The 14,869-nt window shown below is 64.0% G+C and carries 15 protein-coding genes; 11 read left to right on the forward strand and 4 right to left on the reverse strand.

Features of this window, described 5'->3' with window-relative positions; all coding sequences use genetic code 11:
* Nucleotide 1 precedes the first annotated feature (1 nt).
* From AC56LH_RS01320 to lpxC, 7 genes are all read left to right on the forward strand, one after another.
* On the forward strand, nucleotides 2-991 hold the full coding sequence (locus AC56LH_RS01320; RefSeq protein WP_499643358.1) for a D-alanine--D-alanine ligase: 990 nt from the start codon (nucleotides 2-4) through the stop codon (nucleotides 989-991).
* A gap of 5 nt (nucleotides 992-996) precedes the next feature.
* The gene (locus tag AC56LH_RS01325) at nucleotides 997-1,833 is read left to right on the forward strand and encodes a cell division protein FtsQ/DivIB (protein ID WP_183557221.1); all 837 of its coding nucleotides are present in this window, start codon (nucleotides 997-999) and stop codon (nucleotides 1,831-1,833) included.
* Between the two features lie 13 nt (nucleotides 1,834-1,846).
* On the forward strand, nucleotides 1,847-3,079 hold the full coding sequence (gene ftsA, locus AC56LH_RS01330) for a cell division protein FtsA (protein WP_183557224.1): 1,233 nt from the start codon (nucleotides 1,847-1,849) through the stop codon (nucleotides 3,077-3,079).
* Between the two features lie 163 nt (nucleotides 3,080-3,242).
* Nucleotides 3,243-4,442 carry a cell division protein FtsZ gene (gene ftsZ, locus AC56LH_RS01335; RefSeq protein ID WP_499643360.1) on the forward strand — a complete coding sequence of 400 codons (1,200 nt, stop codon included), beginning with the start codon at nucleotides 3,243-3,245 and terminating at the stop codon, nucleotides 4,440-4,442.
* Between the two features lie 126 nt (nucleotides 4,443-4,568).
* On the forward strand, nucleotides 4,569-5,072 hold the full coding sequence (locus AC56LH_RS01340; RefSeq protein ID WP_183557230.1) for a peroxiredoxin: 504 nt from the start codon (nucleotides 4,569-4,571) through the stop codon (nucleotides 5,070-5,072).
* A 112-nt stretch (nucleotides 5,073-5,184) separates the two neighbouring features.
* Nucleotides 5,185-6,027 (forward strand): DMT family transporter, encoded by an 843-nt coding sequence (locus AC56LH_RS01345; RefSeq protein WP_499648343.1) that lies wholly within the window; start codon nucleotides 5,185-5,187, stop codon nucleotides 6,025-6,027.
* A gap of 52 nt (nucleotides 6,028-6,079) precedes the next feature.
* A complete protein-coding gene (lpxC, locus tag AC56LH_RS01350; RefSeq protein WP_499643363.1) occupies nucleotides 6,080-7,015 on the forward strand; it encodes a UDP-3-O-acyl-N-acetylglucosamine deacetylase in 936 nt (311 codons plus the stop codon).
* Between the two features lie 28 nt (nucleotides 7,016-7,043).
* Here the strand turns inward: lpxC and AC56LH_RS01355 are convergent, their stop codons facing one another.
* Nucleotides 7,044-7,535, reverse strand: a complete 492-nt coding sequence (locus tag AC56LH_RS01355; protein ID WP_499648345.1) for a DciA family protein — start codon at nucleotides 7,533-7,535, stop codon at nucleotides 7,044-7,046.
* A gap of 280 nt (nucleotides 7,536-7,815) precedes the next feature.
* Between AC56LH_RS01355 and secA the strand changes: the two genes are divergently transcribed.
* From secA to AC56LH_RS01375, 4 genes are all read left to right on the forward strand, one after another.
* Nucleotides 7,816-10,602 (forward strand): preprotein translocase subunit SecA, encoded by a 2,787-nt coding sequence (gene secA / locus AC56LH_RS01360; RefSeq protein ID WP_499643365.1) that lies wholly within the window; start codon nucleotides 7,816-7,818, stop codon nucleotides 10,600-10,602.
* Nucleotides 10,603-10,729: 127 nt separating this feature from the next.
* Nucleotides 10,730-11,968, forward strand: coding sequence for a bifunctional glutamate N-acetyltransferase/amino-acid acetyltransferase ArgJ (gene argJ / locus AC56LH_RS01365; protein WP_499643367.1), 1,239 nt, complete (start codon nucleotides 10,730-10,732; stop codon nucleotides 11,966-11,968).
* 2 nt (nucleotides 11,969-11,970) lie between these two features.
* A complete protein-coding gene (locus tag AC56LH_RS01370; protein ID WP_499643369.1) occupies nucleotides 11,971-12,858 on the forward strand; it encodes an ATP-binding protein in 888 nt (295 codons plus the stop codon).
* Entirely contained in the window at nucleotides 12,855-13,274 is a 420-nt protein-coding gene (locus AC56LH_RS01375) for an NUDIX domain-containing protein (protein ID WP_499643371.1), read from the forward strand. The genes AC56LH_RS01370 and AC56LH_RS01375 overlap by 4 nt, the downstream gene beginning before the upstream one ends.
* A 224-nt stretch (nucleotides 13,275-13,498) precedes the next feature.
* Here the strand turns inward: AC56LH_RS01375 and yidD are convergent, their stop codons facing one another.
* From yidD to zapD, 3 genes are read right to left on the reverse strand one after another with little or no spacing between them, the layout of a single operon-like run.
* Nucleotides 13,499-13,855 (reverse strand): membrane protein insertion efficiency factor YidD, encoded by a 357-nt coding sequence (gene yidD / locus AC56LH_RS01380; protein ID WP_499643373.1) that lies wholly within the window; start codon nucleotides 13,853-13,855, stop codon nucleotides 13,499-13,501.
* Between the two features lies 1 nt (nucleotide 13,856).
* Nucleotides 13,857-14,057 carry a DNA gyrase inhibitor YacG gene (locus AC56LH_RS01385; RefSeq protein ID WP_499643375.1) on the reverse strand — a complete coding sequence of 67 codons (201 nt, stop codon included), beginning with the start codon at nucleotides 14,055-14,057 and terminating at the stop codon, nucleotides 13,857-13,859.
* A gap of 15 nt (nucleotides 14,058-14,072) precedes the next feature.
* Nucleotides 14,073-14,828, reverse strand: a complete 756-nt coding sequence (gene zapD, locus AC56LH_RS01390) for a cell division protein ZapD (protein ID WP_499643377.1) — start codon at nucleotides 14,826-14,828, stop codon at nucleotides 14,073-14,075.
* Nucleotides 14,829-14,869 lie beyond the last annotated feature (41 nt).

Consider the following 14,869-nt stretch of genomic DNA (forward strand, 5'->3'; position numbering starts at 1 on the left):
CATGACGACGACCATTCAACTTCTCGATGCCACCGTCTTCGGCAAGGTCGGCGTCCTGTTCGGCGGCCGCTCGGCCGAGCGCGAAATCTCGCTCATTTCCGGCAACGGCGTGCTGCAGGCGCTGAAAAGCCGCGGCATCGACGCGCACCCGTTCGATCCGGGCACCCACAGCCTGGCCGACCTGGCGGCGCAGGGTTTTGATCGCGTGTTCATCGCGCTGCACGGCCGCTACGGCGAAGATGGGAGCCTGCAGGGCGCGCTCGAGCAGCTGGGCATTCCGTACACCGGCAGCGGCGTGATGGCATCGAGCGTCGGCATGGACAAGATCACCACCAAGAAACTGTGGCTGATGGAAGGCGTGCCGACGCCGAAGTACGCAACGGTCGATGCCGACACCGACCTGGATGCGCTGGTGGCCGAACTGGGCCTGCCGCTGATCGTCAAGCCGCCGCTCGAAGGCTCGAGCATCGGCATCACCAAGGTCACCGACCGCAATCAGCTGGCGGACGCGATCGCGCTCGTGGCCAGCATGGACGACGCGGTGCTGGCCGAGCAGTTCGTGACCGGCCGCGAATTCACGGTCGCCGTGCTGGGGCAGGGCGCCGCCGCCCGCGCGCTGCCGATCGTCGAGATCGTCGCGCCCGAAGGCAAGTACGACTACCAGAACAAGTACTTCACAGACGACACGCAATACCACTGCCCGGCGCCGCTGCCCGACGAACTGACGCAGGAGATCCAGCGTCACGCGGTGAATGCCTACCGCGCACTGGGCTGCGAAGGCTGGGGCCGCGTGGACGTGCTGGTGCGCGAGAGCGACATGCGTCCGTTCCTGCTCGAGGTGAACACGTCCCCGGGCATGACGACGCACTCGCTGGTGCCGATGGCGGCGCGCGCGGTGGGCATCGGTTATGAAGACCTGTGCGTCGAGATCCTGCGCTCGGCGCGGCTCAAGATGGGCAACCGGGGTGCGAAACCCGAAGCGAAGGACTGAGCGCAATGTGGCATGACGTCCGCTCCCTCAATGCAACCGCCAGCTTCCTGACGGCGCTGACGGTGCTCGCCGCGCTGGTGACCGGCGTCTGGTGGCTGTCGCAGCGCCCGATGTTCGCACTGGGCTCGGTGACGGTGGAGAGCATGTACGGGATCGACCTGAAACACGTGAACGAACTGACCGTGCGTAACGGCGTGGTCGGTAAAATTCGCGGCAACTTCTTTACCGCCGACCTGGAACAGGTACGCGCGACGTTCGAGACGGTGCCCTGGGTCCGCCGCGCCACGGTGCGCCGCGAATGGCCCAACGCGCTGGTGGTCGAAGTCGAAGAGCACGAGGCACTCGGCACTTGGGGCGACGAAGGCCGCCTGCTGTCGGTCAAGGGCGACGTGTTTACGGCCAATATCGCCGAAGCCGACGATGAACAGACGCTGCCGGAATTCGATGGACCGGTGGGCAGCGAGAAGGATGTGCTGGCGCGCTTCAATGAATTGCGCACGGCGTTTGCCAAGGTGGCGCTGGTGCCGCACGCGTTGTCGCTATCGAATCGCTATGCATGGACCGTGAAGCTGGATAATGGCATGAGCGTCGAACTGGGACGCGAACAGGATCGCAACACGTTGAACAAGCGCGTCGCGCGCCTGGTCGGCGTGTACCCGCAGCTGGTGGCCCGGCTGCAGGAAGGCCGTATCGACACGATCGATATGCGCTATCCGAACGGACTGGCCTTGTCGTCGGCGGCGCTGAACGTGCCGCTGGATGCGACCAAGCCGGTCAAGGCAGCCAAGAAGCCCAAAGCCGCACCGAATACAAAAACCAATACAACAACCAAGCAAATCTGAGCAGGCTACAGCAATGACAAAAGACGCGAAAAACCTGATCGTCGGTCTCGACATCGGCACATCCAAGGTGGTGGCCGTGGTCGCCGAAGTGATGTCCGACGGACGCCACGAGGTGATCGGGCTGGGTCAGCACGAGTCCAGGGGATTGAAGAAAGGCGTGGTCGTCAACATCGAGGCCACCGTCGAATCGATCCAGCGCGCGCTGGAAGAGGCCGAGCTGATGGCGGATTGCAAGATCCGTAACGTCTACGCGGGCATCGCCGGCAGCCATATCCGCTCGTTCAATTCGAGCGGGATGGTGGCGATCAAGGAGAAAGAAGTCACGGCGACCGATGTGGCGCGCGTGATCGAGACGGCCAAGGCGGTGAACATCCCGACCGACCAGCAATTGCTGCACACGGTGCCGCAGGAATTCATCGTCGACAACCAGGAAGACGTGCGCGAGCCGATCGGCATGAGCGGCATCCGCCTCGAAGTGCGGGTGCACATCGTCACCGGTGCGGTCTCCGCAGTACAAAACATTGTAAAGTGCGTGCGCCGCTGCGGTCTCGAGGTCTCGGACCTGATCCTGCAGCCGATGGCGTCTGCCGATGCGGTGCTGACGGTCGACGAAAAGGAACTGGGCGTGGTGCTGATCGACATCGGCGGTGGCACCACCGACATCGCGGTGTTCTCGGACGGCGCGATCCGCCACACCGCCGTGATCCCGATCGCGGGCGACCAGATCACCAGCGACATCGCGATGGCACTGCGCACGCCGACCGGCGAAGCCGAAGATATCAAGATCCGCTACGGCGTGGCCAAGCAGGTGCTGGCCGACCCGGGCGAGACACTCGAAGTGCCAGGTCTCGGTGACCGCGGCCCGCGCGCCCTGTCGCGCCAGGCGCTGGCGGCCGTGATCGAGCCCCGGGTGGAGGAGCTGTTCGCGATGGTGCACCAGGCCGTGCGCGAATCGGGCTACGAAGGCGTGCTGTCGTCCGGCATTGTCCTGACTGGCGGCAGCGCGATCATGCCCGGCATGATCGAAATGGCGGAAGACATCTTCCTCAAACCGGCACGCCTCGGCACGCCGGACTACCGCGGGCAATTGGCCGATGTGGTGCGCAGCCCCCGCTACGCCACCGTGCTTGGCTTGCTGCTCGAAGCAAAGAAACAGTACCTGCGCGGACACATCGTCACGCGCCAGGATGGTTCGGTGAAGGCAGTCTGGCAGCGCATGAAGGAGTGGATCGCGGGGAACTTCTGACGCACATGCAATCGCACTAGCACTTGGTAACAAATTAGGTAGCGAAATTTCATCACCAATTACAGTTTTTTACATACAATCGCAGATACCGGTTTGAGGCGGCGAACCAGATACGCACAGGCCTCGTTCCCGGAACTGCACTTTGAAAATTAGGGAGCACATCATGGAGTTCGATATGGTCGATAACGCAGCACTGGGGACCGTGATCAAGGTCGTGGGCGTCGGTGGCGCCGGCGGCAACGCGGTTCAGCACATGATCAATAAAGGTGTATCCGGTGTCGAGTTCATCGCCGCGAACACGGACGCTCAGGCGCTGGCGGTATCGGGCGCGAACAACATCATCCAGATCGGTGACTCGGGCCTGGGCGCAGGGATGCGTCCTGAAGTCGGTCGCCAGCTCGCCGAACAATCGCGCTCGCGCATCGAAGACGCACTGCGCGGCGCGCACATGGTCTTCATCGCTGCCGGCATGGGCGGCGGCACCGGCACCGGCGCTGCACCGATCGTGGCCGAAGTGGCCAAGTCGCTGGGCGCGCTGACCGTCGCCGTTGTCTCCAAGCCGTTCTCGTACGAAGGCCAGAAGTGCATGGACGTGGCCGAAGCGGGCCTCGAAGAACTGACCAAGCACGTCGACTCCCTGATCGTCATCCTGAATGAAAAACTGGAAGACATCTACGAAGACGAAAGCATGCTCGACTGGATGCAGCACGCCGACGATGTGCTGAACAACGCGGTTGCCGGTATCGCCGAGATCATCAACGTGCCGGGCCATATCAACGTCGACTTCAACGACGTGAAAACGATCATGGGCGAGCAGGGCAAGGCCATGATGGGCACCGCGACCGCCGCCGGCGTCGACCGCGCGCGCATCGCCGCCGAACAGGCTGTCGCTTCGCCGCTGCTGGACGGTATCGACCTGTCGGGCGCCAAGGGCGTGCTGGTCAACGTGACCGCAAGCCGTGGCCTGAAAGGTAAAGAGATCAAGGAAGTCATGGCCGCTGTGCGCGCCTTCGCCGCGCCGGACGCGTCGATCGCACAGGGTATCGCCTACGACGACGCGATGGGCGACGAGATCCGCGTGACCGTGGTCGCCACTGGCTTAGGCAAGAACAAGAAGTCGATCCAGCTGGTCCAGCCGCAGCAAGTCATGCGCACCGGTACCTACGATGTGCCAGTGATGCAGGGCGCGGCAGCCGTGCCAGGCGGCCTGACCGCCGGCAAGGCCAGCCCCGACGCGCTGGGCGGCATGAAGCAGCCAGCCGTGTGGCGCCGCGAGCAGGCATCGGAGCAGGTGCAGGCGATGCAGCGCAATGGTGTCGAGACCTACGACATTCCGGCGTTCCTGCGCAAGCAGGCGGACTGAGTTTTGACATGACGGCTGGCGCGAGCCAGCTGCCGTTGAAAGGGCCGGCGTGAGCTGGCCCTTTTTACGTCCGGGGCCCGGATCGGCGATAATGGCCGGATTCACACAACCTTCACAGGAGCGAACATGAGCATCCAGATTGGCGAACGCCTGCCCGACGGCACGCTGGCCGAATTCATCGAGAACGAAACCGCAGGCTGCAGCCTGGGCCCGAACACGTTCCAGGTCGCCGATCTGGTCAAGGGCAAGAAGATCGTCATCTTCGGCCTGCCGGGCGCGTTCACGCCGGGTTGCTCGGTGCAGCACGTGCCGGGTTACGTCAAGCACGCTGACGCGCTCAAAGCCAAGGGCATCGATGAAATCTGGTGCATCTCGGTCAACGACGCGTTCGTGATGGGCGCCTGGGGCCGCGACCAGAAAGCCACCGGCATCGTGCGCATGATGGCGGACGGTAACGCCACGTTCACCAAGGCGCTGGGCCTGGACAACGATTACTCGGCCCACGGCATGGGCGTGCGCTCGAAGCGCTACGCGATGCTGGTCGACGATGGCGTGGTCAAGACGCTGGACCTCGATGCCAAGGGCGTCGAAGCGTCGAGCGCCGAAGCGATGCTGGAAAAGCTGGGCTGATGTCGCCCATACCTGCATGACGAACGGCGCTGCGGCGCCGTTTTTTTTCACTGCCAACAAGGAACGCCGCACCGTGAAGCGCCCATCCGGAAACCTGTACAGCATCTACGCGATGCTGCTTGCCGTCTTCATGTTCGCGCTGATGGATACGACCATGAAGCTGCTGTCGGCGCGTTATCCGGCGCTGCAGGTCGCCGCATTGCGCGCCATCTGTTCGCTGCCCCTGATTGCCCTGTACGTGGCCTGGCGCGGCGCGTTTGCCGGCATCTTCCGGGTGCGCTGGCCGATGCACCTGCTGCGCGCCGGGCTGGGCATCCTGATGCTGGCGCTGTTCGCGTTCGGCCTGCAGAAGCTGTCGTTGGCCGAAGCCTATTCGATTTTCTTCATTGCGCCGGCCCTGATCACAGCCTTGTCGGTGCTGCTGCTGCGCGAGCGCGTCGACCTGGCGCGCTGGGTCGCGATCGGCGTGGGCCTGGTTGGCGTGCTGGTCGTGCTGCGTCCCAGCGGCGCGGGTTTTCTGACGGTGGGCGGCCTGGCGGTACTGGGGTCGGCCGCCTGCTACGCCGTCTCGGCGATCACGGTACGCGTGCTGTCACGCACCGACCGCAGCGAGCACACGGTGTTCTGGCTGATGGTGCTGATTGCCATTGGCGCGGGCACCCTGGCGGCGCCCGACTGGGTGCCGCTGTCGGCCCGTGACATCCCGATCCTGTGCGGGCTGGCGGTGTCGGGCTTCATCGGCCAGCTGGCGATCACCGAAGCGTTTTCGCGCGGCGAAGCGTCGAGCGTGGCGCCGTTTGAATACTCGGCCCTGGCCTGGGGCGTGGGCCTGGACTGGCTGCTGTGGCGCGCGCTGCCCGACAGCTACACGCTGCTGGGCGCAGCGATCATCATCGGCAGCGGCCTGTATCTGATCCGCCACGAGAAAGAGCATGTCGAGGCCGAGCATCCTTGAGGCGCAGGGGAGGGGCGCAGCAGCGCCGGAAGCGCTGGGCTATAATCGATCCATGCTGAAACAACGAACCATCAAGGAACTGGTCCGCGCCACCGGCGTCGGACTGCACTCGGGCCGCAAGGTCGAACTCACGCTGCGCCCGGCCGCTCCGGACACGGGCATCGTGTTTCGCCGGGTCGATCTCGATCCGATCGTGTCCATTCCCAGCTCCGCGCACGTCGTGGGCGACACGCGCATGGCGTCGGTCCTGATCAAGGACGATGCGCGCGTCTCGACCGTCGAACACGTGATGTCGGCCTGCGCCGGTCTGGGCATCGATAACCTCGTCATCGACGTGACGGCCGAGGAAATCCCGATCATGGACGGTTCGGCGTCGTCGTTCGTGTTCCTGCTCCAGCAGGCCGGCGTGCAAGAGCAGCCGTCGGCGCGCAAGTTCATCCGCGTGCTGAAGGACGTCGAAGTGCGCCAGGGCAGCGGCGCGGCCGAAAAGTGGGCGCGCCTGTCGCCGCACAACGGCTACAAGCTCGATTTCTTCATCGAATTCAATCACCCGGCGGTCGATGGCACGATGCAGCGCGCAAGCGTGGACTTCGGCGACATCACCTATGTGCGCGACGTCGCGCGTGCCCGCACCTTCGGCTTCATGCAGGACGTGGAAAGCCTGCGCGGTATGGGCCTGGCGCGCGGCGGCTCGTTCGAGAACGCGATCGTGATGGATGAATACCGCATCCTCAATGCCGACGGTCTGCGCTACGAAGATGAATTCGTGCGCCACAAGATCCTCGACGCGATCGGCGACCTGTACCTGGTCGGCCATCCTCTGCTGGCCAGCTACACGGCCCACAAGTCGGGCCACGCGCTCAACAACGACCTGCTGCGCGCCTTGCTGGCGCAGCCGGACGCGTACGAGATCGTCAGCTTCGATGCGCTCGATACCGCGCCGCCGTCGTACGTCAAGCAGATGACGCGCGAGTGGGCGCAGAGCTGACCCCAACGCTGCCGCTGCTTATTTCAGATTAGCGTCTTTTCGCTGCCAGCGCCCTGAGCGCGGCCACCAGATCGCGGTTGTGCTTGTCGTCCGGCAGTGATGCTGCCAGTTCCTCGAATGCGCGCACCGCCGTCGGTGGCAGCTCCAGCGTGCGCATCTCGGGTTTGTCGGGCAGCGCGCGCGTGACCTGCACCTTGATGCGGGTGGATTCCACCTGCCAGCCGCGCCCGATGAGCGTCGTCTGCAGCTTGGGCAGCATCTGCTTCAGTCGCGCCGCCAGCGCCGAGCTGGGCACGGCCAGAATCAACACCCCTTCCTGGAACGACAGCACATCGCAGTTGTGAAACACGGCCGGCAGCGCCGCGGCGCAATCGGCCTGCAGGCGCGCCATGCGCGTGATGGCCGGCATCAGGCTGGCCAGGCGGTCGTTCGAGCGCAGGAAGTCGGTGGCGGCGTGCGAGGTCTGCCGGTTCTTGGTGCCGAAGATATGGACCGGGCGCTTTGGGGGAGGTTGCTGCATGCTCGGAACATACCACAGCGCGCGCCAGATGGGGAAACCCCGGCGCAGCGCCGGGTCGCGGGCCATGCAGGGTGGGATTTTGCACGCTGCACGAGGCAGTCTGATAACGTTTCTGTCCCTGCGGGACTTGTTATCCTGCCCACGATCCCCAAGTGTGGCCGAATCGCATGATAAAATCAGTGGTTATTTGCCTAACGCGGTCTTTGGTGAAATCTGTTTGATATCATCTTGGCTCCCTCATTGGCGTCTATTGCGGCGTATTTAATACTAGAAACCAAGCATGTCATTCCTGACCCAGATTTTCGGCAGTCGCAACCAGCGACTGCTCAAGCAATATCAAAAGACCGTGCGTGTCATCAACGCGCTCGAGCCACAGATGGAGCAGCTCTCGGACGCGGAACTGCAAGCCAAGACGCCTGAATTCAAGGACCGGCTGGCCAAGGGCACGACCCTCGACGAGATCCTGCCGGAAGCGTTTGCCGTCTGCCGCGAAGCTGCCAAGCGCGTGATGAAGATGCGCCACTTCGACGTCCAGCTGATCGGCGGCATGGTTCTGCACCAGGGCAAGATCGCGGAGATGGGCACGGGCGAGGGCAAGACCCTGATGGCCACGCTGCCGGTCTACCTGAACGGCCTGTCGGGCAAGGGCGTGCACGTCATTACCGTCAACGATTACCTGGCGCAGCGCGATGCTGACCAGATGGGGCAGCTGTACGGCTGGCTGGGCCTCACGACCGGTGTCAACCTGTCGCAGCTCGACCACGACAGCAAGCAGAAAGCCTACAGCTCGGACATCACGTACGGCACCAACAACGAATTCGGCTTCGACTACCTGCGCGACAATATGGTCTACGACCTGCGCGAGCGCGTCCAGCGCGGCCTGAATTTCTCGGTGGTCGATGAAGTCGACTCGATCCTGATCGATGAAGCGCGTACGCCTTTGATCATCTCGGGCCAGGCCGAGAACCATACCGACCTGTACATCCGCCTGAACGCGGTGCCGCCGCAGCTGGTCCAGCAGATCGGCGAAGAAACCCCGGACGGCAAGGGCAAGATCGAAGTCCCGGGCGACTACCTGAAGGACGAAAAAGCGCACACTGTGCTGCTGACCGAATCGGGCCACGAGCACGCCGAAGCGATCCTGACCGAGATGGGCCTGCTGCCTGAAGGCGCGTCGCTGTACGACGCCGGCAACATCACGCTGATCCACCACCTGTATGCGGCGCTGCGCGCCCACGTCCTGTACCACAAGGACCAGCACTACGTGGTGCAGAACAATGAAGTCGTCATCGTCGACGAATTCACCGGCCGCCTGATGACGGGCCGCCGCTGGTCGGATGGCCTGCACCAGGCCGTCGAAGCGAAAGAGGGCGTGCGCATCCAGAACGAGAACCAGACGCTGGCCTCGATCACGTTCCAGAACTACTTCCGCATGTACGGCAAGCTGGCCGGCATGACCGGTACCGCCGATACCGAAGCGTTCGAATTCCAGGAAATCTACGGCCTCGAAACCGTCGTCGTCCCGCCGAACCGGCCGTCGCAGCGCAAGGACCGCCAGGATCAGGTCTACAAGACGTCCGACGAAAAGTACAACGCGATGGTCATGGACATCCGCGACTGCTACGAGCGCGGCCAGCCGGTCCTGGTGGGCACCACCTCGATCGAGAACTCCGAGCTCCTGTCCGGCATCCTGACCAAGGCGAATCTGCCGCACAACGTCCTGAACGCGAAGCAGCACGCACGCGAAGCGGAAATCGTCGCGCAGGCCGGCCGTCCGAAGATGATCACCATCGCCACCAATATGGCCGGCCGTGGTACCGACATTGTCCTGGGCGGCAATATGGGCAAGCAGATCCAGCTCATCGAAGCCGATGGCAACCTGACCCCCGAGCAGAAAGCGGCCCAGTCGCAGACGCTGCGCGACGAGTGGCAATCGCTGCACGACCACGTGGTCAATGCCGGCGGCCTGCACATCATCGGCACCGAGCGCCACGAATCGCGCCGCGTCGACAACCAGCTGCGCGGCCGTTCGGGCCGTCAGGGCGATCCGGGTTCGTCCCGCTTCTACCTGTGCCTGGACGACGCGCTGCTGCGCATCTTCGCGGGTGACCGCGTGCGCGCGATCATGGACCGCCTGAAAATGCCGGAAGGCGAACCGATCGAAGCGGGCATCGTCTCGCGCTCGATCGAGTCGGCCCAGCGCAAGGTCGAGGCCCGCAACTTCGACGTGCGCAAGCAGCTGCTCGAGTACGACGACGTCGCCAACGACCAGCGCAAGGTGATCTACACCCAGCGTAACGAACTGCTCGAAGCGACCGACATCAGCGAGATGATCAATTCGCTGCGCGTGGGCGTGTTCACCGACCAGGTGCGCATCCATGTGCCGGCCGAATCGGTCGAAGAACAGTGGGACGTCAAGGCGCTGGAAACGACGCTGGCAGGCGAGTGGAGCCTGAACGTGCCGCTGCAGCAGATGCTGCAGGACGAGCCGAACCTGAACGACGACGAACTGCTCGAGCGCGTGCTGGCTGCGGCCGAAACGTCGTACAACAACAAGGTCGGCATCGTGGGCCGCGAATCGTTCGGCGGCTTCGAGCGCAACGTCATGCTGCAAAGCGTCGATACCCACTGGCGCGAACACCTCGCGGCGCTGGACCACCTGCGCCAGGGTATCCACCTGCGCGGCTACGCACAGAAGAACCCGAAGCAGGAATACAAGCGCGAAGCGTTCGAGCTGTTCAGCAGCATGCTGGACCTGATCAAGAACGAAGTGATCCGTACGGTGATGACGGTGCACATCCAGTCGCGCGAAGAAGTCGAAGCGGCCGAAGCAGCGATGGCAGCGCAGGCGGCCCAGCTCGAGAACGTCAACTACCAGCACGCCGACTACAACCCGTCGGCCGCGCCGGAAGAGCTGTTCAATCCGAACCCGAACAAGGGTGGCGAAGGCGACGCGGTCTCGGCCGAAGACCACAGCAGCTACATGGGCGTGAAGGTCGGCCGCAACGACCCATGCCCTTGCGGCAGCGGCAAGAAGTTCAAGCAGTGCCACGGCAAGCTGGCGTAAGCGCAGCAGGCAGGTAGCATGTGAAAACGGCCGGGGAAACCCGGCCGTTTTTTATTTGGCCCGCAATTTCGTACCGGAGGATCGTGCCGTTACAATAAGCGATTCGAATTTTTCCAACGAGATCACCATGGCCGTCAATTCCCCCCTGCCAGTCGCAGCCGACCTGAAACCTGTCAACGGCATCCAGATCGGTTTCGCCGAAGCCGGCATCAAGAAGCCCAATCGCAAGGACATCCTCGTCATGCGCGTGGCAGAAGGCGCCACTGTCGCCGGCGTGTTCACGCTCAATCGCTTCTGCGCCGCACCGGTCCAGGTCAGCAAGGCCAACCTGGCCGCCGTGAAAAACGGCGGCGCGCCGATTCGCGCGCTGGTGGTCAATACCGGCAATGCCAACGCCGGCACGGGCGAAGAAGGCCTGGCCAATGCGCAGGCCACTTGCGCCGAGCTGGCCAAGCTGCTGAATATCGAGCCAGGCCAGGTGCTGCCGTTTTCGACCGGCGTGATCCTGGAACAGCTGCCGCTGCAGAAGGTCGTCGCCGGCCTGCCGGCCGCAGTGTCGAACCTGAAGGCGGACAACTGGTACAACGCCGCCGAGGCGATCATGACCACCGACACCCAGCCGAAGGCCGCGTCGCGCACCGTCACCATCGGCGGGCACACCGTCACGATGACCGGCATCAGCAAAGGCGCTGGCATGATCAAGCCGAACATGGCCACAATGCTGGGCTACCTGGCGTTCGACGCCAAGGTCGCGCAGCCGGTGCTCGATGAACTGGTCAAGCATGCGGCCGACCATTCGTTCAACGCGATCACGATCGATGGCGATACGTCGACCAATGACTCGTTCATCATCGTCGCCACCGGCGCCGGTTCGCTTGTCATCGACAAGGCCGAAGGCGCGGATTACGAAGCGTTGAAAGACGCGGTCACCGACATCTCGCGCAACCTGGCGCAGCAGATCATTCGCGACGGCGAGGGCGCCACCAAGTTCATGACCATCACGGTCGACGAAGGCGCCGATGTGGCCGAGTGCCGCAAGATCGCGTATGCGATCGCGCATTCGCCGCTGGTGAAAACCGCGTTCTTCGCGTCGGACCCCAACCTGGGCCGCATCCTGGCCGCCATCGGCTATGCCGGCGTCGATGACCTCGATGTGACGAAGCTCGACCTGTATCTGGATGGCGTCTGGGTCGCCAAGGCGGGCGGCCGCAATCCCGACTACAAGGAAGAAGACGGCCAGCGCATCATGAAGCAATCCGAGATCACGGTGCGCGTCAAGCTCGCGCGCGGCGACGCCACGGCCACGGTCTGGACCTGCGACCTGTCGCACGACTACGTGACGATCAACGCCGACTACCGGTCCTGATCTTGACGTCGCCACTGGACCAGTTCCTGCGCCGCGCCGAAGGGCTGCTCGAGCGCCTCGAGGCCGTGCTGCCGGCCGCGCATGCCCGTGAGCCGGACTGGAAGCGCAGCACGGCCTTCCGCTGGCGCCGCCGCGCGGGTGGCGCCGGCAATTACCTGCAGCCGGTGCTGCACGCGTCCACGATCAACCTGGACGACCTGCACCACGTGGCTGCGCAAAAGCGCCAGATCGAGCAGAACACGCGCCAGTTCGTCGCGCGCCGCCCGGCCAACAACGTGCTGCTGACCGGCGCGCGCGGCACCGGCAAATCGTCGCTGATCAAGGCGTGCCTGAACGGCTACGCCGACCAGGGCCTGCGACTGATCGAAGTCGACAAGGCCGATCTGGCCGACTTGCCCGACATCGTCGACCTGGTCGCGGGCCGGCCCGAGCGCTTCGTGATCTTTTGCGACGACCTGTCGTTCGAAGAGGGCGAGGCCGGCTACAAGGCGCTCAAAGTTGCGCTGGATGGCAGCATCTCGGCGCAGTCCGACAATGTGCTGATCTACGCGACGTCGAACCGGCGTCACCTGATGCCCGAGAAAATGTCGGACAACGCCGGCTACCAGCATGGCACGGATGGCGACCTGCATCCGGGCGAGACGGTCGAAGAGAAAATCTCGCTGTCCGAGCGGTTTGGTTTGTGGCTGTCGTTCTACCCGTTCCGCCAGGACGACTACCTCGCGATCGCCGGCCACTGGCTGGCCAGCTTCGGCTGCACGCCGGAGCAGATCGCGGAGGCCCGACCCGAAGCGCTGCAGTGGGCCTTGCAGCGCGGCTCGCGTTCGGGCCGTGTGGCCTGGCAGTTCGCGAAAGACTACGCAGGCAAGTTGCCGGATCAAGCCGCATGAGTGATGTGAACATTCAACCCGTCGATGTCGCCGTCGGCGTGCTGATGCGCCCGAATGGCGACGTGCTGCTCGGCCAGCGCCCGGAGGGCAAACCGTATGCCGGCTACTGGGAATTCCCGGGCGGGAAAGTGGAGGCCGGCGAAGACATCTTCGCGGCGCTGCAGCGCGAATTCATGGAAGAACTCGGGGTGCAGGTCGTCAGTGGGGAGGCCTGGTGCTGCGTCGAACACGTCTATGAGCACGCGCACGTGCGCCTGTATTTCTACATCTGCCGCGCGTGGACTGGTGAACCGCAAAGCCTGGAAGGGCAGGCCTTTGCCTGGCAGGGCGCGTATGGCGTCAGTCCGCTGCTGCCGGCGACGATACCGCTGCTCGAATGGCTCGACCGCGTCCGTTTTCCGGATCGCATCACGTAAAGTTCATCGCATAAAGATCCGGCCAGCACTGGCTGCGCACTGGTAGCGCAGGACCCTTGCCAGCGCCGACGCCAACTGGCGAGGGGCCTGGGTGTGACGTTCCGCGACGGCGTCAGGATGGCAGATCAGCGCTGTTGTCGTGACTTCTTGCGCGCATCGCCCCAGCCGCGCAGCCAGCGGGTCAGCCAGCGATCGACCTTGTCGCACGCACATTCCCCCGCTGCCTAGCAACCCAGGTGCGCCATAGCACTGCCCAGCGGCCTGCTGCAGCCATCGCACGGCAACAGGTCGCACTCCCCACGCTGGTAGTGCAAGACAGGATTGGGCGCCGCAACCACACGTGCAGCCAGCGCGCGGTCGTGCGCAGCACCACAACGCCGCGACTGGCGCCGCAGGAGCGGCAACCCCAGCCTCAGGCCATGGCGCGCAATGACGCGGTAGCCATGGCCCGAGCAGCTGGCGCGGCCCGTGGCGGCGCGCCAGGCGCAGGAAAAACCCTTGAGAGGGGAGAGGTGGCGCTGGTACAGGCGAATTGCCCACAGCGCCAGTCGCGTGCCGATGGAATGCGGCGCGCGCGCCATGTCAGCGCTGTGGCTGAGGCGGTGGCGGCTCGTCGAACGGGTCGAGCGGGTCGGCCGGCACGGCGCCGGGGATGACGAATTTTTCTTCGGCCCAGGCGCCCAGGTCGATTTGCTTGCAGCGCTCGGAGCAGAACGGGCGATACTTGTTCGCCTCGGTCCATTCGACTTTCTTGCTGCAGGTAGGGCAGGAAACAACGGTCATCGTACGGTCAATCGGTTAAAAATTACAGAGCGTCAGGTCGAACGGCACATCGGCTTCGAGCGGCTTGGGCTTGCAGTCGCCGTCCTGGCTGGTGAAGCGCACCCACAGCATGTACTTGTTGGCCGAGATCTCGGGGATCGCGCCGGTCGTTTCGTCCAGCGTCAGGCGCAGCATCTGGTAGATTTTACCCTGCAACATCTGCTGGTAGCTGCCGGCGGCGGCGAACAGCTTGACCGACGTGCCCGAATTGCGCAGCAGGCGCAGCACCAGCGACAGCGCTTCGAGCAGTGGCGAGAGCGGCCCGAACCAGCCCATGATGTCCTCGAAGCGCTTGTCGAACGGGCGCTTTTGCCAGGCAAAGTACGACGGCAGGTCGAACTCGCAGGCGCCGCCCGGAATGATGGTGCGGCCTCGAATGCTCATGAGCCACTCGTTCTCACGCACGTTCTGCCCGGTCTTGCCCTGGCTCGCGACCAGCGCGCTGCTGGCCGTATCGAGTTCGGCCAGTACGGCATCGAGGGTTTCGGCCACGACGGCCGGGTTGCTGCGGTAGGCCAGCAGCGACTGCTTCTGGCGCTCGAGTTCCTGCAGCAGGTCGGATTTCAGGTCGGCGCGACCGGCCACTTCCAGCATGTCGAAGATCGTCGCGAGCGCGACATGGTGCTGCATCGGGTGTTCCTGATGCACGAAGAACTTGAATTTCTCGTACAGGTCTTCCAGCCGCAACAACGTGCGAATCCGCTCGTTGAAAGGATATTCGTAGACGATCAAAATGACATTCCTCTGAATGTAGGCGGGAAGGCAACTGCGTG

The organism is Telluria sp. LT1R51-2 (genome assembly GCF_059685775.1).